This is a genomic window from Xenorhabdus kozodoii (assembly GCF_002632875.1).
GTDB classification, from domain to species: domain Bacteria; phylum Pseudomonadota; class Gammaproteobacteria; order Enterobacterales; family Enterobacteriaceae; genus Xenorhabdus; species Xenorhabdus kozodoii.
Window position 1 is genome coordinate 28,442 of sequence record NZ_NJCX01000025.1, and the last position, 21,755, is coordinate 50,196.

21 protein-coding genes and 1 pseudogene are annotated in these 21,755 nt (G+C 47.1%); 9 read left to right on the forward strand and 13 right to left on the reverse strand.

What is annotated here, in order from left to right:
* Positions 1–216: 216 nt before the first annotated feature.
* Entirely contained in the window at positions 217–2,310 is a 2,094-nt protein-coding gene (locus Xkoz_RS15650) for a TonB-dependent receptor (RefSeq protein ID WP_099142996.1), read from the forward strand.
* 120 nt (positions 2,311–2,430) lie between these two features.
* On the opposite strand, the gene Xkoz_RS15655 is transcribed toward Xkoz_RS15650, so the two are convergent.
* From Xkoz_RS15655 to Xkoz_RS23090, 6 genes are all read right to left on the reverse strand, one after another.
* Positions 2,431–2,757, reverse strand: coding sequence for a cupin domain-containing protein (locus Xkoz_RS15655; RefSeq protein ID WP_099142997.1), 327 nt, complete (start codon positions 2,755–2,757; stop codon positions 2,431–2,433).
* 119 nt (positions 2,758–2,876) lie between these two features.
* Positions 2,877–3,620, reverse strand: coding sequence for a 2,3-dihydro-2,3-dihydroxybenzoate dehydrogenase (dhbA, locus tag Xkoz_RS15660; protein WP_099142998.1), 744 nt, complete (start codon positions 3,618–3,620; stop codon positions 2,877–2,879).
* Entirely contained in the window at positions 3,617–4,501 is an 885-nt protein-coding gene (locus tag Xkoz_RS15665; protein ID WP_099142999.1) for an isochorismatase family protein, read from the reverse strand. The genes dhbA and Xkoz_RS15665 overlap by 4 nt, the downstream gene beginning before the upstream one ends.
* Before the next feature lie 11 nt (positions 4,502–4,512).
* Entirely contained in the window at positions 4,513–6,135 is a 1,623-nt protein-coding gene (locus tag Xkoz_RS15670; protein WP_099143000.1) for a (2,3-dihydroxybenzoyl)adenylate synthase, read from the reverse strand.
* Positions 6,129–7,298 (reverse strand): isochorismate synthase, encoded by a 1,170-nt coding sequence (locus Xkoz_RS15675; protein WP_244183490.1) that lies wholly within the window; start codon positions 7,296–7,298, stop codon positions 6,129–6,131. The genes Xkoz_RS15670 and Xkoz_RS15675 overlap by 7 nt, the downstream gene beginning before the upstream one ends.
* A 112-nt stretch (positions 7,299–7,410) precedes the next feature.
* On the reverse strand, positions 7,411–7,770 hold the full coding sequence (locus Xkoz_RS23090; protein WP_244183491.1) for a hypothetical protein: 360 nt from the start codon (positions 7,768–7,770) through the stop codon (positions 7,411–7,413).
* Between the two features lie 545 nt (positions 7,771–8,315).
* Here Xkoz_RS23090 and prpB point away from each other — a divergent pair.
* The 4 genes from prpB to Xkoz_RS15695 all read left to right on the forward strand — a co-directional run bounded on the left by prpB (position 8,316) and on the right by Xkoz_RS15695 (position 13,840).
* Positions 8,316–9,221 (forward strand): methylisocitrate lyase, encoded by a 906-nt coding sequence (prpB, locus tag Xkoz_RS15680; protein ID WP_099143001.1) that lies wholly within the window; start codon positions 8,316–8,318, stop codon positions 9,219–9,221.
* The gene (gene prpC, locus Xkoz_RS15685) at positions 9,214–10,368 is read left to right on the forward strand and encodes a bifunctional 2-methylcitrate synthase/citrate synthase (RefSeq protein WP_099143002.1); all 1,155 of its coding nucleotides are present in this window, start codon (positions 9,214–9,216) and stop codon (positions 10,366–10,368) included. The genes prpB and prpC overlap by 8 nt, the downstream gene beginning before the upstream one ends.
* Positions 10,369–10,406: 38 nt before the next feature.
* Positions 10,407–11,858, forward strand: a complete 1,452-nt coding sequence (locus Xkoz_RS15690; RefSeq protein ID WP_099143003.1) for a bifunctional 2-methylcitrate dehydratase/aconitate hydratase — start codon at positions 10,407–10,409, stop codon at positions 11,856–11,858.
* Between the two features lie 89 nt (positions 11,859–11,947).
* Positions 11,948–13,840: a propionate--CoA ligase gene (locus Xkoz_RS15695; RefSeq protein ID WP_099143004.1), complete on the forward strand. Its 1,893-nt coding sequence runs from the start codon at positions 11,948–11,950 to the stop codon at positions 13,838–13,840.
* Positions 13,841–13,922: 82 nt separating this feature from the next.
* Here the strand turns inward: Xkoz_RS15695 and Xkoz_RS15700 are convergent, their stop codons facing one another.
* Positions 13,923–14,273, reverse strand: coding sequence for an Ail/Lom family outer membrane beta-barrel protein (locus Xkoz_RS15700; protein WP_099143005.1), 351 nt, complete (start codon positions 14,271–14,273; stop codon positions 13,923–13,925).
* Between the two features lie 250 nt (positions 14,274–14,523).
* Positions 14,524–14,661 (reverse strand): annotated as a pseudogene (locus tag Xkoz_RS15705) (glutathione S-transferase); the annotation flags it as partial.
* Positions 14,662–14,971: 310 nt separating this feature from the next.
* Here Xkoz_RS15705 and Xkoz_RS15710 point away from each other — a divergent pair.
* Both Xkoz_RS15710 and Xkoz_RS15715 read left to right on the forward strand, forming a co-directional pair.
* Positions 14,972–15,526, forward strand: a complete 555-nt coding sequence (locus Xkoz_RS15710; RefSeq protein WP_099143006.1) for a cytochrome b — start codon at positions 14,972–14,974, stop codon at positions 15,524–15,526.
* Positions 15,527–15,546: 20 nt separating this feature from the next.
* Positions 15,547–16,128: a YceI family protein gene (locus tag Xkoz_RS15715; RefSeq protein WP_099143007.1), complete on the forward strand. Its 582-nt coding sequence runs from the start codon at positions 15,547–15,549 to the stop codon at positions 16,126–16,128.
* A gap of 66 nt (positions 16,129–16,194) precedes the next feature.
* On the opposite strand, the gene Xkoz_RS15720 is transcribed toward Xkoz_RS15715, so the two are convergent.
* Genes Xkoz_RS15720 through pvcA form a run of 3 tightly spaced genes read right to left on the reverse strand, consistent with a single transcriptional unit; the run spans position 16,195 to position 19,425 of the window.
* On the reverse strand, positions 16,195–17,475 hold the full coding sequence (locus Xkoz_RS15720) for a rhabduscin glycosyltransferase (protein ID WP_099143008.1): 1,281 nt from the start codon (positions 17,473–17,475) through the stop codon (positions 16,195–16,197).
* Between the two features lie 30 nt (positions 17,476–17,505).
* Complete coding sequence (pvcB, locus tag Xkoz_RS15725; protein ID WP_099143022.1) at positions 17,506–18,384, reverse strand: tyrosine isonitrile desaturase/decarboxylase; 879 nt, start codon at positions 18,382–18,384, stop codon at positions 17,506–17,508.
* A gap of 42 nt (positions 18,385–18,426) precedes the next feature.
* Positions 18,427–19,425: an L-tyrosine isonitrile synthase gene (gene pvcA / locus Xkoz_RS15730; protein WP_099143009.1), complete on the reverse strand. Its 999-nt coding sequence runs from the start codon at positions 19,423–19,425 to the stop codon at positions 18,427–18,429.
* Positions 19,426–19,973: 548 nt separating this feature from the next.
* On the opposite strand from pvcA, the gene Xkoz_RS20900 reads away from it, so the two are divergent.
* Positions 19,974–20,129, forward strand: a complete 156-nt coding sequence (locus Xkoz_RS20900; protein WP_167386608.1) for a hypothetical protein — start codon at positions 19,974–19,976, stop codon at positions 20,127–20,129.
* Positions 20,130–20,190: 61 nt separating this feature from the next.
* Here Xkoz_RS20900 and Xkoz_RS15735 read toward each other — a convergent pair whose 3' ends face one another.
* A complete protein-coding gene (locus tag Xkoz_RS15735) occupies positions 20,191–20,511 on the reverse strand; it encodes a TetR family transcriptional regulator C-terminal domain-containing protein (protein ID WP_099143010.1) in 321 nt (106 codons plus the stop codon).
* Positions 20,512–20,561: 50 nt separating this feature from the next.
* Between Xkoz_RS15735 and Xkoz_RS15740 the strand changes: the two genes are divergently transcribed.
* Positions 20,562–21,017, forward strand: a complete 456-nt coding sequence (locus Xkoz_RS15740) for an MFS transporter (RefSeq protein ID WP_244183492.1) — start codon at positions 20,562–20,564, stop codon at positions 21,015–21,017.
* 193 nt (positions 21,018–21,210) lie between these two features.
* On the opposite strand, the gene Xkoz_RS15745 is transcribed toward Xkoz_RS15740, so the two are convergent.
* On the reverse strand, positions 21,211–21,663 hold the full coding sequence (locus tag Xkoz_RS15745) for a GNAT family N-acetyltransferase (RefSeq protein ID WP_099143012.1): 453 nt from the start codon (positions 21,661–21,663) through the stop codon (positions 21,211–21,213).
* Positions 21,664–21,755 lie beyond the last annotated feature (92 nt).

The following is a 21,755-nucleotide window of genomic DNA, read 5'->3' on the forward strand; positions in this document are numbered from 1 at the left end:
TAATACGCGCCAACACCCATTACATGCCGCATAAGAGGACTAATCCTGCCCGCAGAATGTGCATTGCAATGGCGGCCGTATTTGAAGCGAATTGACAAATATGCAATTGACAAATGTGAAGGTTAACATAATATTGTCGGCACGCGAACACAAATGATAATGATTATGAGAATGAGAATTATATCCATAAAGACAGTCACGCCTATTGGTATAAAGATGGGAAATCTGCTTTTTTCACGCAGAAAAGTGTTACTTAGCAGTGCGATTTTGTTTTCCTTATCCTCCTTAGGAAACCAGGCCACCGCTTTGACTCAAGCAGAGAAGAACAAAACGGGGAGTGATGACGCCGATGTCATCACGGTAACGGGTGAAAAAACAGCAAGATCTCTACAGAGAACGTCAAGTTCAGTCACGGTTATCTCCGGGCAGGAGATACAGAGTAAGCCTGAGGCGACAACCCTCGTTGATATTTTGCAGGGTACACCCAATGTGCTTTACACCAGCAGTACCGGTGCGCCAAGTATTCGTGGTATTGAGACAAACGGGCCTCTCGTAGGCGGGAATACCTTTCTTTCCAAACCCATACCGCGAGCAACTATCAGTGTTGATGGACGTTATATCAGCTCCGCAGAATTTAGTTTGGGGCGAGGGCCTGTTTGGGATGTGAACTCAGTCGAAGTCTTCCGTGGCCCACAGACGACGACACAGGGGGCAAATAGTATTGCCGGTGCGGTGATTATCAAGACTAACGATCCCACCTTTACCCCCGAATTCGATGGGCAGATTTTGTACGGAAGCCACCAAAAGAAACGGGCTTCCTTTACGGTCAATGCCCCATTGACAGACGATCTCGCCGTACGCCTCGCCATGGATTACAGCGGCAGAAATACGTTCATTAAATATACCAATCCCGGTTTCTTCGATTCTGATAAGAACAAAGATTTCGAAAATCTGAATGTCCGTGTGAAAGCACTTTGGCAACCGCTGGATAGCCCTTGGTTGGCCAAACTGACTTACTCCCATATGACCGCAAAAAATCCTGACAGTGAGTCGGCGTCATTGCCCTATCGTGACTTGAAAAACGCGATGCTAAACCTTGACAGAGCCAAGACCAACAGTGATGTCGGTATCTTAGATCTTCAATATACGTTCGAAAACGATATGGTGCTCTCCAACCAGCTCCAATATTCTGCATCGAAGTACCGCTACACGTTCACAAATCGGTTTCCAGGTATCGCCAATCGCGATTCGCACAATGTTGCCAATGAAATGCGTTTGAACTTCGGTGATGAATATTCAATCTGGAGTGGCGTGACAGGCCTCTATTACTCGCGTGATAAAGCCACGAATATACTTGATAATTCGCTGGGCAAGGCAGACGCCGATCTGACGAATACCAGTGTCGGTCTTTTCTCAGAGGCGACGAGGCGTTTTGCAGAAAAATGGGCTCTGACTGGCGGTTTGCGTTATCAGTATGACCAGGTCAAACATGAAGGGGTTACCAGCTATGTGCCAGGCGTTTATCATGACTATAGCAAGGGTTTTCATGCTATTTTGCCGAAAGTTTCTCTCGCCTATGACGTGACTGACGATATCACCGTCGGTACGCTGGTAAGCAAAGGCTATGCGCCGGGCGGTACAGGTGTGAATTTCTCTGGGCATTCCTATTACACCTTCGCTCCGGAGAAGGCTTGGAATTACGAATTGTTTGCGCGTGGTAGTGCGTTCAATAACCGCTTGCTGGTAACCGGTAATCTCTTTTATACCGATTATAAGGGGTTCCAGAGTGCTGTAACGGATTACAGGAAAGACTTACCTAACGGTTCTATCCTTGTCAACGCCGACAAGGCGGTAACCTACGGACTTGAGCTGGGAGCCGATTATCGTGCGCTGGATAATCTTCGCCTACGCGGTGGGCTTGGATTGCTTCATACCGAAATCAAAAAATTCGCCGATTATCGAGGCAACGTGTTTGAAGGCAAAAAATTCGCTAAAGCGCCCGGCTACATGTTTAACGTCGGTGCTGATTGGAATATCATCGAAAAAGTTCGTCTAAGTGGTGATCTTCGTTACGTAGATCGTTACTTTTCAAATGACCAGAACGAGCCCGAGTTGCGAGTCAGTTCTTATTTAGTGTCCAATCTCCGTTTATCCTATAATCCGACCAACTATCTGGAACTCTTTGTTTACGGCAATAACATCTTTGACAGACGGGTGCCAACATACAAACAAAATAATCGTGGAGCAGGCGTTTCAGGATACATGCTGGAGCCGCGTGAAGTGGGTATCGGTATGAAAGTCCGCTTCTAAAAATCAACATTGACCGCGCTGGTGTGTCGGTGATAGGTGCAGGTTGCCGCTTGCAAACCCATGTGAATGTATATCTCTCCCCGCGAAGCGGGGAGAGATAAGACGCATTTTGGAAGGTGACTACTGTATATAGGGTTCTATTAATAGCAGCTTGGTTAATTCCTTGGACGAAGGCTTACTTTCTTCCCCTTTAGGCACCACAAAAAACTCACCCTGCTTTATTATTACGTGATCATTTTTAAAATCTATCCGAAGTTCACCTTCAATAACCATAAACACCTTGTCTTCATCTTTATGTGTGTGCCACATAAAATCACCCTCAGCGAGTAATATGATTATCTTATATTCGTTTGTTTCCGCTATCACCTTCGGTGACCAGATTTCTTCTATTAAATCAAATTCTTGTTTTAAATTATTCACTTTTCTCAATGCTGCAATATGACTCATGTTCCTCTCCTTTCATTCGTTTTTGGTTTAAATTTTTAATATTTATCCATTCCATGGAATGATAGTCCCTCCGTTTTTCATAGCGACATACAGGTAAACCGATTTAAACATTCGGTTTATCAGACACCGAGCGTAGCGCCCCCATCAATGACAAGATCCTGCAACGTGATGTGGCTTGCTTGATCGGAGGCTAAAAACAAAATGACGTTGGCGATTTCATCGGGCTGGGCAATTTTCCTGAGTGGAATGCCGAGTTTAAATTGTTCGGCAGAACCGTTAATCAGACGTTGATGTGTCATATCATCGTTGAGCATTCCCTCCAGCATTGGCGTCAGTGTGGAACCGGGTGAAACAATGTTACATCGTACCCCAAAAGGTGCCAGTTCCAGCCCCACACTCAGGCACAGGCTACGCATCGCAGCCTTAGAAGCGCAGTAAACGGCCATATTCACGCGCGGCACGTGGGCGGCGTTGGAGGCTATCGAGACGATATTGCCGCTGCGTTGACGCTGGAAATGTGGAATAAGGATTTTAAACAGATTGAATGCTGCACCGGCATTAACGTTGATGGAGCTTTCCCAGTCTTCACGGCTTAACGTTTCTGTGGCGCCAAAGCGCAGAATTCCCGCCCCGTTAACCAGCACGTCCAGCCCATTTGCCTTCAGCAATGGCGGGCAGGTTTTTTGCACCGCATCGGTATCGCTGACATCCAGAATGCGCGTTTCAAACGGCATTGAATGGGGAAACGTCAAATCGAATCCAAAAACCCTGGCCCCTGCCTCGTGAAAACGGAGGGCGGTTCGGGAACCGATACCGTTCCCTGCTCCCGTCACCCAGACGGTTTTTCCCTTGAAACCGTTCATTTCTCTTCCCGATCGTTGTTCAGCAGTGCGAGCCAGTTTCGCAACCTGGGTTGTTTCATCAGCGTGATAAAATCAATTTCATACCCTTCCTGACGGCACTTTGAGACGAAGGACATTGTGCGTAGCGAGTCTAAGCCGTAATCAAGCAGGTTTTCGTCATCATCAATGTCGTGTGCATCTTCATCCAGTGCGGGTTGCAGTATGGCAAGCAAACGTTCACGATCCCATTTACGTTCCGCTACGGAAGGGGGGAGCGCCGACAGCGCCATAGCAGTACTCAACACCCGACCGGAACGACCCGCAGTATAGCGCAGCGCCATCATATGCTCTTCCCGGCTGAAATCTGCTAGCGCATCACTGATCATAAAAGCCTGTATGTCGCGCATAAAGGCATCAGTGGCAGTAGTGAGGCAGCCGATATGGGCGTACACGCCGCAGATCATAAGCTGGTCGCGCTGACGTTCTTGCAGATGGGCTTCCAGGTCAGAGCGCTGAAACGCGCTGTAGCGCCATTTCACCAAGATCGTGTCCTTCGGTTCGGGGGACAGTGCCGACGCGATGTTTTGTTGTTCTGGATAGCGGTTCAGGCCAGGCCCCCACATATCATTCAGTAGCGCGCGATCGACGTCGTTCTGTTGGTTCGGCTGAGCGGTGTAAAACACAGGAATACCGAGCTCATAGCAACGTGCACGCAGAATAACGATGTTGTCGATAACCTGCTGAATCATCTTGCTCTCTTTTCCCCAAAAGTTGAGGAAATATTCCTGCATATCGTGGATCAGCAGCGCAGCGCGCTGCGGCACCAACCTCCACTCAACTTTATTTGCCGGTAAGGCGGTTTCATCGGGCAGGGTATAATCCTGAAGTTTAGGAATGCTCATAACGTCTTTTCTCAATTTTCTAAGGCGGCGCTGGCACGTGCACGTAACGCCTGTTTGTTGATTTTTCCTACCGGAGTGAGCGGCAGTTCAGGTAGATTTTCAAAACGATCAGGGATTTTGTAGTCGGCGATGCCCTGCTCGCGTAGCCAGCGGCGCAGGACGGCGGGCTTCACGGGTTCTCGTTCGCGCGTTACCACATAGGCACAGGTTTTCTCGCCCATGAGACCGTCAGGAATAGCGACCAAGGCGGCGTACACCACCGCTGGGTGGCGCAACAACAGGTGTTCAACCTCTTCAGCGGCAATTTTTTCGCCGCCACGATTGATTTGATCCTTCTCACGTCCAACGACTTTCAGATATCCATCGGGAAGCTGAATGACCACGTCGCCAGAACAATAAAACCCGTTACTGTCGAACACCGTCTGGTTATGTTCTGGGCTTCGGTAATAGCCTCGAAAGGTGTATGGCCCTCTGGTCATCAGCAAACCTGGCTCTCCAGGCGGTACGGGTAGGCCTTCTCGGTTTGCGACCCATACCTCATCATCTTCACTGATTGGGCAGCCCTGAGTGGTAAAAATATGCGCATCGTCATCGTCTAATCGGGTGTAGTTCACCAGACCTTCTGCCATACCAAATACCTGTTGGAGCTGGCAGCCCAGCGTCTCTGGAACGCGTCTGGCCAGCGTTTCGCCCAGAGGAGCACCGCCAACCTGCATTACTTTCAGACTGGAAAGTTCGTTGGCGTGACCTCTGATATTGGCATATTCCAGCCAGATGCTGACCGCAGGTGGCACCAGAGCGGCAATATTGATCTGATGACGGGCTATGAGCGGAAAACATCCGTCTGGACTGGGATCGGGGGCGAGGATGACCTGACCACCTGCATAAAATACACCCAGCGCGCCCGGTGAACTCATCGGATAGTTGTGTGCGGCCGGCAGTGCGCAGAGATATCGGGTTTGACTGCTGATATTGCAGATCGGATTGCTGGCTCGGATACTGTAATAGTAGTCGTTATGGGTACGTGGGATCAGCTTGGGGGTGCCAGTGCTGCCGCCGGAAAGTTGGAAAAATGCGACTTCATCCGCTGGCGTTGGCGTTGGCGTGAAGTCTCCCGCTTCTTCCGATATCAGGCGTGAAAGCGAACGGTCCGAATCTGAATCCTCATGGTGAAGCACCACGATATTCAGCGCCGGACACTTGGCGACCAGAAGGTCAATAAGCGCATCATCATGAAACTGACGATGCTGGCGATCGGCAATGAGTATCTCTGGCATAATCTGGTGCGCATACGCCGTTAATTCGCTGCTCTGATGGCTATAAAGCGCGTTAACCGGCGCGACCCCCAAGCGCAGTAAGGCAAAAAAGACGATATAAAATTCAGCCTCGTTGCCAAGCTGCACCAGCGCGGTTTGTCCCTGACGCACGCCGCGTCGGCGCAGGGAAGCGGCGAGCCGGTTTACGGCTTCATTAAGCGCTCGATAGCTCCAGCACCGCTCCCCGCAGAATAGTGCCACGGCATCGTTCTCGCGGTGAATATCGAGGATCTCGCTCAACGGGCGATCAATCCAATACCCTTTCAAACGATAACGTTCAGCCAGCTCCTGAGGCCAGCGGTTGAATTCAATCATAATATCGGCTCCTGTTGCGTTGCAAAACCCAGTGCACTTAGCATGGTGTTAAATTTGGTACGGGTTTCCAGCCATTCGTTTTCCGGCACAGAGTCCGGAACGATGCCGGCACCAGCGAATAGCTCAATCTGATGAGGCCGAACTTTGCCGCAGCGGATCGCCACAACCCATTCCCCGTTCCCGCGGGCGTCACACCAGCCGACAATACCGCCAAACCAGCCACGGTCGAATGGCTCCAGCTCGCCGATCAGATTGCGGGATGAGGTATAAGGAGCGCCGCATAATGCGGGCGTGGGATGAAGCAGGCAGGCAAGAGACAGCGCGCTATGGCGATCATCGGCCACTATACCCTGAATCTCAGTCGCGAGATGCCAGAGCGTGGGTGTGCTGAGCAGCGAAGGTTCTGGGATCGTCAGGGACCGGCAGAGATCTGTCAATTGGTGCCGGATAGCCTCCGTGACCACCCGATGCTCATGGCGATCCTTTCCGGAAGCCAACAGTTTTTCCTTGGCATTTCTGTCACTGGCGTCATCGTCGCCGCGCCGCGCTGAGCCGGCAAGAGGGCAGGAGCGCAGGACATTGCCCTCTTTACGTAGCAGCAGTTCAGGGCTAGCCCCAATCAGAGTGCCATCCGCCAGCGGTAAGTGGAAGTTGTAGCTTTCCGGGTTCTGTCTGTTGAGCTGTAGCCATAGGCTCAGAGCGCTAAGCGGCGGGATGCTTTCAATCTGCAATAGGCGCGACAGCACGACTTTATTCAATGTCCCGATGCGCAGCGGATCCAGGGCGTTCTCCACCATGGCGCAAAACGCATCGTGGTCGGGAATGTAGTGAGCTTGCCCCTCCACCTGCACCGGAGAGTCGGAAAGGTTAAAGGTGTTGCGATCGAACCAGTAGCAGGTTTGTGGAATAAACAGCGAACAGGGTTGGCGCTTATCAAACGGAATAGCCCCCACGATAATGGGATTTTCTACTCCGGCCTGCTGAGTCTGACGAAGCAACTGTTGCACCTTCTGCTGGAACTCGCCCTCGACATGATGTCCGGATGCGGCGGGATGTGCCAAGGTGGCGAGACATCCCCGGGCGATCAGGCTTTTGTGGGGCGACAGAAAGATAAAGTCATCCTCTTGCAACGTGAGTGAAAGAAGGTTGTTGGCGATACCAGACAAAATCAGGTTCCTCTTATTGGTATAGGGGCCAGCTTTTCCCCCTCTTCCTGAGGGGATAAAATACCGACGGCAACGTGAGAGTGAGCCGCCAGCAGTGCCGGATACCCGGTTTTTAGCTATAGTTGACTGTGGAGAACATGCTGTGTTCATCGCCGTAGAAACACGCTTCTTTTCCGCCGTAGGCGGCGGCATGATGAGGTTGTTGACATTGAACTGCACAGATGCTCCTTTCAGGTTGGAAGCATTTTCTCTTAGACATTAAGCAGCGGATGACGACTTTATCATTGTGGTCAGATGAACCTGAATAATGGGTGAAGGCACTTTGGGTGCCATTTAGTGCGTTGAATACGAAAGTTGTTGCATACGCCCCATCAGATAACGTGGGTATTGAAAACAATGCCGCCTGAAACCCAACCCCTGTGTGTCTGGCGATGATTTTCACCACACGTTTTTTTCTTCTTATCTTAAACATAATCAAACACCGTCTGATTTGCCTTATAAAAATATTAACAATTAATGGGTACTGCTTACAGGCGGCACCAGAAATCCAATTTGACAAAACGTTCATCAGAAAGAGGTATGGGCGCCTGAGAAGGAAAACGCCATTACAATATTGTAAATAAAAATGATTATCAATATAATTAGCATTATTAATAATGGCTTTTCTTGTAAAACTTTCGTCACCCTTCACCAGCCCTATACCAGCCGTCTTTCAAGATGCGTCTGATATTTGAATAATCTCACCTTAGCGTTTCACCCACGAAACATGAAACAAAAATGAAACATAATTAATCCAGAATGAAACAACTATAGTGTATAGCCAATGGCTAAATAGTCACTATTCATAAATCAAAGCCAATCTATCTCATTAATTTATAGAAGAGAAACAATACACTTGTCACATATCCTGCTTCCCCTCTTCCCATTTTTTAAGCATTGGCATAAACCTTGCTAAAACTTTGCTTAAGTAACACATAAACACAAACCAGTTTCATTTTGGTAACAATGGAGTTATATATGGCATTTTCTTCTCCAGGTTTGGCTTTTCGTCAAGCGATAGAAGCCGAATCTCCGTTACAAGTCGTCGGCACTATCAATGCGAACCATGCATTGCTGGCAAAACGGGCAGGTTACAAAGCGATTTACCTTTCAGGCGGTGGGGTTGCTGCGGGTTCACTGGGGCTACCCGATTTGGGAATTTCGACGCTGGATGATGTGTTGATTGATGTCCGCCGCATTACCGATGTCTGTGACTTACCCCTGCTTGTCGATGCCGATATCGGATTCGGTTCCTCAGCGTTTAATGTCGCCCGCACAATTCGTTCTATTATTAAGGCAGGCGCTGCGGGTGTTCATATTGAAGATCAGGTCGGCGCTAAACGTTGTGGTCATCGTCCAAATAAAGAAATTGTGTCCAAACAGGAGATGGTAGACCGTATCAAGGCGGCCGTTGACGCCCGCACCGATGAAAATTTTGTCATCATGGCTCGCACGGATGCACTGGCCGTTGAAGGGTTGGATGCCGCTTTGGACAGGGCCACAGCTTATATCGACGCTGGCGCCGATATGCTATTCCCGGAAGCGATTACACAGCTATCGATGTATAAGGAATTCGCGTCCAAAACGCAGGTGCCTATTTTGGCGAATATTACCGAGTTCGGTGCAACACCGCTTTTCACCCTCGAAGAGTTAAGGAGCGTCAACGTCGCCATTGCCCTTTACCCGCTATCGGCATTTCGGGCGATGAATAGAGCGGCCGAACAGGTCTACACCACCTTGCGTCGCGATGGCACACAGAAAAATGTCATCAACACGATGCAAACCCGTAATGAACTTTATGAAAGCATCAACTACTACGATTTTGAACGAAAACTGGATGCCCTGTTTTCCCGGAAAAATAGCAGAGGTGATACTCATGAGTAAACAGAATACGACGACCTCATTCAAACCCAAAAAATCCGTTGCACTATCCGGTATTACGGCAGGCAATACGGCACTGTGTACTGTTGGCAAAAATGGCAATGACTTACATTACCGCGGCTATGATATTCTCGATTTGGCCGCCCAGTGTGAATTTGAAGAGGTCGCTTATCTTCTCATCCACGATAAACTCCCTTCCCGCGCAGAATTAACTGCCTACAAAAACAAATTAAAATCCTTACGTGGCCTGCCTGGCAGCGTCAAAGCCGCCTTGGAGTCATTGCCTGCGGTAGCGCATCCTATGGATGTCATGCGTACCGGCGTTTCCGTATTGGGCTGTACTTTACCGGAAAAAGACGATCACAACCTGACCGGCGCCCGCGATATCGCGGATCGCTTACTGGCCTCTCTCAGTTCAATGCTGCTTTATTGGTATCACTACAGCTATAACGGCCGCCGTATTGAAGTTGAAACCGATGATGATTCCATTGGTGGGCACTTCCTCCATCTTTTGCATGGTCAAAAACCGCGTAGCTCATGGGAAAAAGCCATGCACACTTCCCTGATCTTATACGCCGAGCATGAATTTAACGCCTCGACCTTTACCTGCCGGGTGATTGCCGGCACGGGATCGGATATTTACTCCGCCATTATCGGGGGGATTGGCGCCCTGCGCGGGCCGAAACATGGCGGCGCCAACGAGGTTTCATTCGACATTCAGCAACGCTATGACACCCCGGCACAAGCCGAGGCCGATATTCTGGCTCGTTTGGCAAGAAAAGAAGTCATCATGGGTTTCGGCCATCCGGTGTATACCCTTTCCGATCCCCGCCATAAAGTGATTAAAGCCGTTGCCCGGCAACTTTCCCAAGAGGCCGGGACAACCCAGATGTATGACATTGCCGACAGGATTGAATCCATGATGTGGGATAACAAAAACATGTTTCCGAATCTCGATTGGTTCTCTGCGGTGTCCTATCACATGATGGGCGTGCCTACTGCCATGTTTACGCCGCTGTTTGTGCTTGCCCGGACTTCGGGTTGGGCAGCTCACATTATTGAACAACGCATTGATAACAAAATCATCCGTCCATCAGCTAACTATATTGGCCCTGAAAATTTGGCCTTTATACCGATTGAACAACGTTAATAACCCGATTTACAAATAACACGATTTAAGGATTGATTATGTCTACCTCTGTGGTTAACAACCGCCCTGATTACGATCAGGTGATTGTGGATATTGTGGATTATGTCATGGACTACACCGTGACATCCCCAATTGCCTACGCCACCGCCCACCACTGCCTGATAGATACCCTGGGTTGCGGCTTAGAAGCGCTGGAATACCCCGCCTGCACCAAACTCTTGGGGCCGATTGTGCCGGGAACAACCGTGCCTAATGGGGCACGCGTACCCGGCACTTCATTCCAGCTCGATCCCGTTCAGGCTGCCTTCAACATTGGTGCGATGATCCGCTGGCTCGATTTCAATGACACCTGGCTGGCGGCTGAGTGGGGACATCCTTCTGATAACCTTGGGGGAATACTCGCCACTGCCGACTGGCTGTCAAGAAATGCGATTGCCCGCGGGGAAAAACCATTAATGATGTGGGATGTGCTGACAGCGATGATTAAGGCGCATGAAATTCAGGGTTGTCTGGCATTGGAAAATGCGTTCAATAAAGTCGGATTGGATCATGTTGTTCTCGTCAAGGTGGCTTCTACGGCGGTGGTTGCCCAAATGCTGGGGCTGCAACGTGAAGAAATATTAAGCGCGGTTTCATTGGCCTGGGTTGACGGCCAATCCTTGAGGACCTATCGTCACGCCCCCAATACCGGCTCGCGCAAATCCTGGGCGGCGGGAGACGCAACCTCCCGCGCCGTGCGTCTGGCACTGATAGCCCGAACAGGCGAAATGGGATATCCCTCGGTATTGACGGCTAAAACCTGGGGATTTTATGACGTCCTGTTTAATGGCCAGCCATTCCAATTCCAGCGCCCTTATGGTGCCTATGTTATGGAAAATGTGCTGTTTAAAATCGCTTTTCCGGCCGAATTTCATTCACAAACTGCCGTAGAAGCGGCCATGATGTTGCATCAACAACTCAAAGCGCATGGCAAACACATTGACGATATTGCCCAAATCACTATCCGTACCCACGAGGCCTGTATCCGAATCATCGATAAACAGGGTCCTTTGAATAACCCCGCTGACCGGGATCACTGCATCCAATATATGGTTGCCATTCCGCTGATTTTTGGCCGCCTGACGGCGGCGGATTATGAAGATGATATCGCGGCTGATCCCCGCATTGACACCTTGCGGGAAAAGATAGTCTGTGTCGAAGACCCAGACTTTACCCGTGACTATCATGATCCGGAAAAACGTGCCATCGCCAATGCGCTGACACTGACATTCACCGACGGCACTCAACTGGATGAAGTTAAAGTCGAGTTCCCGCTTGGTCACGCACGGCGGCGTAAGGAGGGCATTCCGCTATTAGAGGAAAAATTCAAAACCAATCTGGCACGCCGTTTTCCGCAAGCGCAGCAGCAAAAAATTTTAGCCGTCTCTCTTGACCTGATGTCATTGAGGGACATCCCCGTAAACGAATACCTCGATTTGTATGTCATATAATTTGTGTACCCTTGAAAGATGCAGGGCATAACTATTGGCGGCTCTGGTCTTAGATGCCGCCTCTCATCTGCATATCAGTAGGAGAGATTATGTCATTCCAGGATTTTTATCAGCACTCCATTGATGATCCCAATGCTTTTTGGGCTGAGCAGGCTCAACGCATACACTGGCAGCAACCTTTTGAACAGACGTTAGATCATCGCAATCCTCCTTTTGCCCGTTGGTTTTGTGGAGGAAAAACTAACCTCTGCTACAACGCACTGGATCGCTGGCTGGAAAGCCAACCCGATGCCAGGGCGCTGATTGCCATTTCAACGGAAACGAAAACAAATAACGAACGGGTTTTCACCTATAAAGAGTTACATCAGGAGGTCAATCGAGCCGCCGCTATCCTGCTGTCACTCGGTGTGGGGAAAGGCGATCGCGTCGTGGTTTATATGCCAATGGTGGCCGAAGCCCTGTTTATTCTACTGGCCTGTGCCCGCATTGGTGCCATCCATTCAGTCGTCTTTGGCGGGTTCGCGTCCCACAGTCTCGCCACTCGATTGGATAATGCCAAACCGGTTTTAGTTGTCTCCGCCGATGCCGGCTCACGTGGGGGCAAAATCATTCCCTATAAGCCCTTGTTGGATGAAGCGATTGAATTAGCCACGCATACACCCCGCCATGTTTTAATGGTGGATCGCGGGCTGTCCGACATCCATTGGGTGGGCGGCCGGGATGTGGATTTCGCCACATTACGGCAGGCGCATTTTGCCGCGGAAGTTCCCGTCACCTGGCTCGAATCCAATGAAACTTCTTGTGTACTCTATACATCCGGCACAACCGGAACACCGAAAGGTGTCCAGCGCGATGTCGGCGGTTATGCCGTGGCGCTGGCAACATCCATGGACGTTATTTTTGGTGGTAAAGCCGGGGGTGTTTTTTTCTGTACATCGGATATAGGCTGGGTTGTCGGGCACTCTTATATTGTCTATGCCCCCTTGATTGCCGGCATGGCCACCATCATGTACGAAGGGCTGCCGATCCGCCCGGATGCCGGCATTTGGTGGCGCATTGTCGAAAAATATCACGTCACCCGAATGTTTTCTGCCCCGACAGCCATCCGTGTTTTGAAAAAATACCCGACGGATTGCATCGCTAAATACGATATCTCATCGCTTGAAACGCTCTATTTAGCCGGAGAACCCCTTGATGAACACACTGCCCGCTGGATTGCCGAAACCCTCCATGTGCCGGTGATTGATAATTACTGGCAAACAGAAACCGGCTGGCCGATTATGGCGATTGCACGCAGCCGGGATGACAGGCCAAGCCGCTTTGGGAGCACGGGTTTTCCCATGTACGGTTTTAACGTCAAACTGTTCAACGAACTGACGGGCCAGGAATGCGGTGATAATGAAAAAGGGATGCTGGTCATCAAAGGCCCTTTACCGCCGGGTTGTATCCAGACGATTTATGGCGACGACAGCCGTTTTATCAATACCTATTGGAAGCACTTTGATCAGCCAGTCTATTCGACTTTTGACTGGGGTATCCGTGACAGCGACGGTTACTATTTTATTCTGGGGCGTTCGGATGACGTGATTAACGTTTCCGGCCACCGTCTGGGGACGCGCGAGATTGAAGAGTGTATTGCCAGCCACGAAGATGTCGCCGAAGTTGCTGTCATTGGTGTCAAAGATGAAGTCAAGGGGCAAACCGCGGTGGCTTTTGCTGTCCTCAAAGAGGGGCGGGAGATCCAGAATGCTGACCATTTTGCCATATTGGAAAAGGCGTTGATGGCATTGGTGGATAAAAAAATCGGCAGCGTTGGGCGGCCGGCACGGGTCTATTTTGTGGCACAATTACCGAAAACCCGTTCAGGAAAAATGTTACGCCGTACCATGCAGGCCATCTGTGAAGGACGTGAGCCAAGCGATATCGCCCTGATTGAAAACCCGGCTTCATTGGAAGCCATTCGAGACGCCATTTCCCATTAAGCCATGGATGAAGGATCACCCAATGAACCCAGTTAATATTTGGTATGGCTCTGTTGATGAACATTAATCGATGTTATCGATCTCAGCCATACCAGGTATTCGCCACTTTCCCAATATCCGCTTGTCCATACGGACTAATATACTCATTGATACGGTAAACAGGGCCAATCACCGGTGAATAGCATTTAAATTCCACCTTGTGATCCTCTTCACTCTCTTTGCCATCGCCTTCAGCGAAGCTGAACGAAGACAATATTCCCCACGCATTATTAAGCGCATAACGGTAATTTAGCGTGACTTCCTTTAATGCTTTTTTTTCCTGTAATGTGATGTGTGCATATCCTATAGAAATAGGTTGAGATCCCGCCTGTGCCAATGAGCAAACCAAGAGTAAACTTATCGCCAGAGCCGAACCTGCAATTGCGTTTTTCATCCTAACTATCCATTGTCAATAAAACGGTTAAAAATCCTGATTATACTGTCGGAGATAAACTTCAAAGGTGAAATAAACAGAGTAAAATCAATGGTATTCTTAAGGAGTGAGATTTTTTGTGCAAACCCTCTTTTGTTTAACCTGCATTTAATATAGGAGGGTTATTATACCTCCGTACTACATTTTCCCAGCTACTTTTACCCATTCCCGCTCCGTTCCTACACGGAGCTTTTTTTTATCCAGATAATCGGGTTAAGTCCATCGTACAAAGCTGGCGTAAGGCCGTAAAACCAGAGTGCATTTCCGCTGTGGCACTTCTCGCCCATGCTCTGGCTGTTTTATCGGATGGCCAAACTTGGGCATGATCCTCGGCAAGATATTCCACAATGTATATACCCGTCGTCTTTCAAGTTGCCGCTTTGTTGGCTGCGCTCATTCACCCCAGTCACAGAGTTATCTATGCTCCTGGGGGTTCATTCCCTTGCCGCCGCGCTGCATCTTGAAATCCATAGGGTATACATCGTTTTTCTCTCTGTAATGATAAAATAGCGTGATTACACAAGCGAATTATATTTTCTTGCTAAAATAAAACCTTATAAAAAAATAACACCTCAGATAAAGAAATTAATTCACTATGCACTTTAAGAACGCTCATCTATATTACAGTAACGTCTTTATCTTAAAAATAAGGATATAATATGTCATTCAAGAACACGGCCACCCACTTTGGTCATATTTCTATTTTCATTCATTGGCTGGTGGCATTAACTGTTTATGGCATGTTTGCACTGGGATTATGGATGGTAACATTAAGTTATTACGACACTTGGTATCATCGTGCTCCAGAAATTCATAAAAGCATAGGCAGTTTATTATTTATTATTATGGTGATTAGGGTAATCTGGCGATTTATTTCCCCACCCCCAAAACCTTTAGTCAACCATCGTCATTTTATACGCATAAGTTCCCAACTGATGCAATTCACTCTTTATCTCGCCTTATTTGGCCTTCTCTTTACCGGATATCTTATTTCCACCGCCGAGGGGCAGCCTGTCAGCATTTTTGGTTGGTTTGATATTCCCGCAACCCTGGCTGGACAAGGAATACAGGCTGATACGGCGGGCGTTATTCATCTTTATCTTGCCTGGATTATTGTAGTGCTTTCCCTATTACACGGGCTGGCTGCATTGAAACATCACTTTATTGATCGTGATATCACCCTAAAAAGAATGCTTGGTTACAAACCAAATTAAAATAGCCTTGGAGGAACATTATGCTGAAAAAGACGCTAGTCGCCCTGACGGTTGGGGGATGGCTAATGAGTACCGGAAATGCACTCGCTGCTGATTATAAGTTCGACAAAATAGGCCAACATGCCTTTATTGAATTCCGTATTCAGCATTTAGGATTTAGCTGGCTTTATGGGGGTTTTCGGGATTTTGATGGCCGCTTTACGTTTGATCCCCAAAATCCGGCAAACGATAAGGTGAGTGTCGTTATCAAAACCGATAGCGTAGACACCAAACATGCCGAACGGGATAAACATTTACGTGGCTCTGATTTTTTAAACAGTAAGCAATATCCTGAAGCTAAATTCACCTCAACGAATGTTAAAAAAGAAGGTGAACATTACTTTATTACCGGCAATCTCACATTAAATGGTGTGACCAAGCCAGTCACCCTGGATGCCAAATTGATCAATGCAGGAAACGACCCGTGGGGGGGATATCGCGCCGGTTTTGAGGCGACAGGTAAACTCAAATTAAAAGACTTTAATATCAAAGCCGATCTGGGACCAAAATCTCAGGAAGTCGAACTTATCATTTCTGTTGAAGGCGTGCGGGAAAAAGCCTAGTCATAAAAAAACGCGGTAAAAAAACATACCGCGTTCTATTTTATCGCCTTATCTGTGACCGAATATCTATTCAGCAATCAGTTCATTAACGTGACGCGTTATTGCTGCCAAAGCGTTATGGGCATCATAATCTGCCTTAATAATCTGTGACTGCTGGCGCCATATCGGGGAAGATAATATTGTTGTCACCGCCTTATAGAGTTGCTGCTCACTGGGGGTATCCGTATGCAAGCTGATGCCACAACGTGACCAGATAACACGGGCAACGGCTTCCAGTTTGCCATCTCCGGTTCCCGCAACCACCAAAGGTACACCGTGACGAATGGCGGAATTCAGTGAACCATAACCCCCATTGGTAATAAAAATGGCGGCTTGTGGGAGCCAGTGTTCAAAATTGAGATACTCCACTACCCTGGCATTTTCGGGGATCACTTCCCCCAAACCCTCAACCGCACGACCACCGGTGATCGCCACTACCCGAACCGGCAACGTTGCCAACGCACGTAATGTGGGTAATATCAATTGGTTAAAATCAATATTCGCCAGTGTCCCCTGCGTCACCAGAATCAACGGCAGGCTTTCATCCGGCCAATGAATTTGCGTTTTATCCTCTTTCACTTTCACCGGCAGCGATCCGATAAAATCCACCGTCTCAGGTAAATTATCACGAGGAAATTCAAATGACTGGGTGGCCAGTTGTAGAAAACGATCAACGCCGCTCATCAGGACATCATTGTGATCCCCTGTCAGTGGGGGGCAATCCACGACAGCCAGCGACTGGTTGAATGCGTCCCTAACCTGTTCAATTAATTGCTGCGTTTCCTCATCCACTAATTGCTCGCGGGTTAAATCCGCGGGTAATAATTCAGGCGGGAGCCTGGCTCCCCAGAATATGGCATCCTTGGATGACCATGACAACGGAGAAACACCAATCGCAATAACCGGGATCCGGTTTTCAGCCGGTTTTTGCAAAAGTGGCAGCGCGGCATAAAAGGTATTATCGATAAACAGCAGTTCAGCTTGCTGTTCTTCAATGACTTGCATCAATTGCTGCGACAACACAGGAATAGGTTCGGCAAAAAATCGCCTTAACGATAACCCCATCTGGATATTTCCCGGTGGATGTTCCGCCCGTTCGGGAAAATAGGTTTCCAGATAGCGGTAATCAACATCCACCTGTTTATCAAAGGGAACAAAAGTGGCTCCCAATGCTTCCGCTTGTTGTCGGAACAAAGAGCCGCTGAATAGGGTGACATCATGCCCCTGTCCGATTAAATGTTCCGCAATAGTGAATATTGGAAAAACATGACCTGGCGTTGCAACAGCAGCTAAGACAATACGCGACATTCATTAAACCCTCTTTAAAGGCAACTCGGCTCAATCTCTATCGGAACCGGGAACAGAAATGGTACGGAAATGGTGATTGTGACACACCGGTGTGCCGTGGATATGTACCCGTTGAATATGGCGAGGAGAACGTGAAATAAACGCTTCACGCCCATGTAATAACGTAAAATTATCGCAAATTGCAATATCACCCGACTGCCATTGATGGGCGTAGAAATAACGCGGATCATATAACCGGTTATACAATGTTTTCTCTAAGGCTTGTTGCGCTTCCTGTGATATGCCCTCGATCGCCAAAGCGTGATGATCGGCATATTTCACATCGTCTTTTCCCATCGGCTCATTGTAACGCATCACCCATTTTTCCCCGTCGGGATGAAGGCAAACCAACGGTGAAACCACTTCGCCGCCATAATGGGTCACTCGGCTTGTGCGGTAGGTAACGAGGGTATTTTTCCATCTATTTCGTTCATCATCACTGGCATCAATAACCAATTGTTCCGTGTTCACAAAGGTAGTGCGCCCTCCTTGAGCCGCTTCGGGAGCAGAAACACAGTGAAATATCTGAAATTCCGGGATCGTCTCGCGATACATCCCATCCCAATGCAACGGCACACTTCCGCTGTCCAGAACATGATCAGACGGCTTGGGGGATTCCATCACATCCAATACCGCGCCAAATGGCCACATCATAATTTCACCCCAGTGACCTGAATATTCCGCCAATTTTTCTTTATCCGTAAAACCGGATTGAAAACCACGCAATACAACCAATAGGTGAGTACGAGCCAGTTTACGCAACGCATCAACTGGCAGGGTGGAAATATCCTGATCAGGGTAATTGGGCGTAATAAATACGCCGAAAGGTTTTATTTCCTCAATACGACAATCAAGTTCATTCGTATTCATCATTTTTTCTCCAAAATGCGTTAGACCACTGGGTTATTCTGCTTATGCTGTCGCCGTCTGGGATGCTGTTTGCGGGATTTCTTCCGGTGACATTTCAATCACGTAATGGCTTGGAACACCTCGAATTTCGATCAGTTTTCCATTCATCTTTTTCACTTCATCGCCTTTCATCAGGACAAACTGACCGTTAATGTTGGCTGCCACACCATGCCACGGCGTCAACCAATCATCCCTGGTTGGCATCATATGAATACCTATTTTGATACTGTCCACCGGCTGTGGGTGAATAGAGAGACGGATCGCCAATGGAAACTGCTCTGCCAGCAAATTACCCCACGCCCAGCTACGTTGAATAACCCCCACCGAACGCTGGCGGGCATCTTTTTGTAACGCATTTTTCGAACCGGTATATTCTGGTAATAAACTATCTTCATAAAGAAAACGCGTAATCGCTCGATATAATTGAACGCCCTCTTCGGTTTTTTTGAGTTCTTCCTTAATCTCCTCGATTGAAGAAGCATAACGGCTGACCAATAATTCACGCAGTTGATCGTAATCATGGGTATATTGCGTGAGTGATTCAACGTTACCAAGATTAAAAACAGAAAGATGAGTTGCGCCCACTTCATGCAACAATTTTTCAATTTCTAATTGATAGTGATTAATTGTTTCATCATCGACATGAATAAGATCACTAAACACATGCCCATCAGAACAAATAACAATATTTGCCCCCGGTGGATAATAAAGCTGAATACGCTGACAAAGAGAGTTTAGAAAAATCAGTGATAATTTTTCTGCCATATCCGGTATTTTTCCCAATACTTTTCTAGGATTTGGGGATTTTGTCGGAAAGGCGGGCAAAATACATTCAATAGGTTTTCCCTGTTCCACAAATGCCCGGATACGTGGCAATTGAACCTCTGAAACCCGGGTTTCCTCATATTGAATTGTCTGTTCAGATTCAGGAAAACGACGTCGATACTGCAATAATTCATGTAGAATTTTATTAGACACTTTTTCTATATCAAGGCGTTCCATAATTCATTCCTAATTTATTACATTTACATCACGGCTAATTAATGCAATCGGCAATATAGCGATATTGCTGAGCATAAAACATCAACTCACATGCTTTTGAACATATAAAAACAGAAACATCGAAATAAAACTTACAGCCAGGAAATTACAATATACAACCAAACCTCACTATAAATACACTGAGTTTTTTTATTTTATATTTTTTATTACACATGTAATACAACCATAAAAATCATACACATAAATATATAGCATTATAATTTTATAAAAAAATTAAATTTTTTAAAAAAATAAGTCAATTTTTTTGATAATGTTACCAAAATCAAATAAAGTTCAAAAAACTTAGAAAATATTATTTTTTAAAGCCATATTATTTATATATCTAACAACATTTATTACGAGATAAAAAATAATGCATGGCGAATTTACCAATAAACCCGAAAAAGAGGTCGCAATCACCTCATATACTCGAAATCAGCTTATTCAAGCACGTCCTATCATCATTGAGGGAAAATCAATCAACAACTCGCAGAAAAGGGAATAACCCATTGATCATTTTGCAGGAAATCAGTCATGAACCCAGTGACTCATTGCCCAATACCCGTTTTATGATCCATCAGCCGATCGAAACGACTGATGGAACCAGAAGAAGCGCGCAATTAGGGTATTGTTGGACAGATCATTCGACATTGGGTGGGTTGTAATAATCACGCTTTGGATTCATCTTTATCAGGTCGCCATATGTTCTGGCCTTAAGTTATTCATTCAAGAAGGTATTGCCGCCATCGCCGGTTCAATCAAGCCCATAAGCTCCTCTTTTGACACACCATCACGGGCCTGCAATGAAATAGCCTGCATAATCCCCAAAAAATATGATGACAATTTTCCAATATGGATATTATTGGGTAATTCACCCTCTTTTACCCCTTTTTCTATCCGACTCTGGATCAATGCCAATGTGTTCTTGCGCATCGTTTTAAGATAAGCGTAAACATCCTCATTTTCTTGTGAATTGTTAACGACGCCTAAAATAAGCAAACACCCACCAGCTTGATTCGAGGTAGCCACGTCCAACTTTTGCAGCATTCACTTACTTCATCCCAATCTTAAAAGAGGTCACTAATTATAGCGATGACATGATCACCTGTTTACTGGTTGTCTATGGTGCCGCCACAATAGTGGGCAATGCGGTAGTGGGCAAGCTGGCGGATCGCCATACAATTCTAACCTTAGCCACGGGTTTAATTTCTCTTACCCTATTTCTCCTACTCTTTGGTTTATTTGCAGATAAAAAATTACTTGCAGCCTTATCCCTAATCGGTATCGGGTTAGTGGGTGTTACCATGAACCCAGCCATGGTGACACGCGTTATGCGAACGGCGAACGGTCGTCCACTGGTTAATACTATTCATTCCTCCGTGATTACTCTTGGTGTTGTCATCGGTTCTTTTCTTGGTGGATTTTGTATTCATTTAGGCTGGGGATTGCGGGCGCCATTATGGATTGGTGGACTCATGGCTTTAATGGGTTTAATCACTTTATTGCCTGATATTTACAATTTACATAAAGAAAATAATATTAACAAACAATGATGGCCTTTATTTTTCTTCCTAATGAATATACCAATCTAACTTCAAGTTGCCGTTTGCAAACCAACGAGAGTGTTTATATCTCCCCGCTACGCGGGGAGATATAAGACTCATCTTGAAAGGCGATTGGTATAGATATAAAAACACAGGCGGCATTACCCAAATATCAATAATAGCCGCCTGCTTTCTCAGTATTTTATTGAGGTTCCTTGGATATTGTCGTTTTGTCTAGCATCCAGACAAAATCCTGCTCTACCACGGGTGAAAAACCCAATTTTTTATAAAGCCAACTGGCATTAGAAGTCACCAACATCATGCGTTTTACATGGGGAATGATTGGGTGCTGTAAAACACACTCTATCAACCAGCGCCCTAACCCTTTCTTTTGATATTCATCGATAATAAACACATCTGAAAGATATGAAAACATGGCAAAATCAGTGACTAGCCTTGCAAACCCAATGGGTTTATCACGATGAAATAAGGCAAAACATAGACTATTTTCTACCGCAGTGTTAACTTTTTCAAACTCAACACCACGTGCCCAAAATAATTGCGTTAATTCACTATGTACGAAATGGATATCCATTTTACGCTTATCCGTTGTGATCCAATATTCGCCGCGTTCCCATGTTATATTTTTCTCCATCACCCTGCCTTTTAAGGAAATATTGAAGTGCGAATAAATTTACCATAAAAAGGCGTAAAAAAAAGCCATGCTATAACATGGCTTGCCAACAT

Bases quoted from the DNA above. Each gene is read 5' to 3' on its own strand.
- Xkoz_RS15650 (WP_099142996.1), top strand. From the start codon at position 217: ATGGGAAATCTGCTTTTTTCACGCAGAAAAGTGTTACTTAGCAGTGCG.
- Xkoz_RS15655 (WP_099142997.1), bottom strand. From the start codon at position 2,757: ATGAGTCATATTGCAGCATTGAGAAAAGTGAATAATTTAAAACAAGAA.
- dhbA (WP_099142998.1), bottom strand. From the start codon at position 3,620: ATGAACGGTTTCAAGGGAAAAACCGTCTGGGTGACGGGAGCAGGGAAC.
- Xkoz_RS15665 (WP_099142999.1), bottom strand. From the start codon at position 4,501: ATGAGCATTCCTAAACTTCAGGATTATACCCTGCCCGATGAAACCGCC.
- Xkoz_RS23090 (WP_244183491.1), bottom strand. From the start codon at position 7,770: ATGTTTAAGATAAGAAGAAAAAAACGTGTGGTGAAAATCATCGCCAGA.
- prpB (WP_099143001.1), top strand. From the start codon at position 8,316: ATGGCATTTTCTTCTCCAGGTTTGGCTTTTCGTCAAGCGATAGAAGCC.
- prpC (WP_099143002.1), top strand. From the start codon at position 9,214: ATGAGTAAACAGAATACGACGACCTCATTCAAACCCAAAAAATCCGTT.
- Xkoz_RS15690 (WP_099143003.1), top strand. From the start codon at position 10,407: ATGTCTACCTCTGTGGTTAACAACCGCCCTGATTACGATCAGGTGATT.
- Xkoz_RS15695 (WP_099143004.1), top strand. From the start codon at position 11,948: ATGTCATTCCAGGATTTTTATCAGCACTCCATTGATGATCCCAATGCT.
- Xkoz_RS15700 (WP_099143005.1), bottom strand. From the start codon at position 14,273: ATGAAAAACGCAATTGCAGGTTCGGCTCTGGCGATAAGTTTACTCTTG.
- Xkoz_RS15710 (WP_099143006.1), top strand. From the start codon at position 14,972: ATGTCATTCAAGAACACGGCCACCCACTTTGGTCATATTTCTATTTTC.
- Xkoz_RS15715 (WP_099143007.1), top strand. From the start codon at position 15,547: ATGCTGAAAAAGACGCTAGTCGCCCTGACGGTTGGGGGATGGCTAATG.
- Xkoz_RS15720 (WP_099143008.1), bottom strand. From the start codon at position 17,475: ATGTCGCGTATTGTCTTAGCTGCTGTTGCAACGCCAGGTCATGTTTTT.
- pvcB (WP_099143022.1), bottom strand. From the start codon at position 18,384: ATGAATACGAATGAACTTGATTGTCGTATTGAGGAAATAAAACCTTTC.
- pvcA (WP_099143009.1), bottom strand. From the start codon at position 19,425: ATGGAACGCCTTGATATAGAAAAAGTGTCTAATAAAATTCTACATGAA.
- Xkoz_RS15735 (WP_099143010.1), bottom strand. From the start codon at position 20,511: ATGCTGCAAAAGTTGGACGTGGCTACCTCGAATCAAGCTGGTGGGTGT.
- Xkoz_RS15740 (WP_244183492.1), top strand. From the start codon at position 20,562: ATGATCACCTGTTTACTGGTTGTCTATGGTGCCGCCACAATAGTGGGC.
- Xkoz_RS15745 (WP_099143012.1), bottom strand. From the start codon at position 21,663: ATGGAGAAAAATATAACATGGGAACGCGGCGAATATTGGATCACAACG.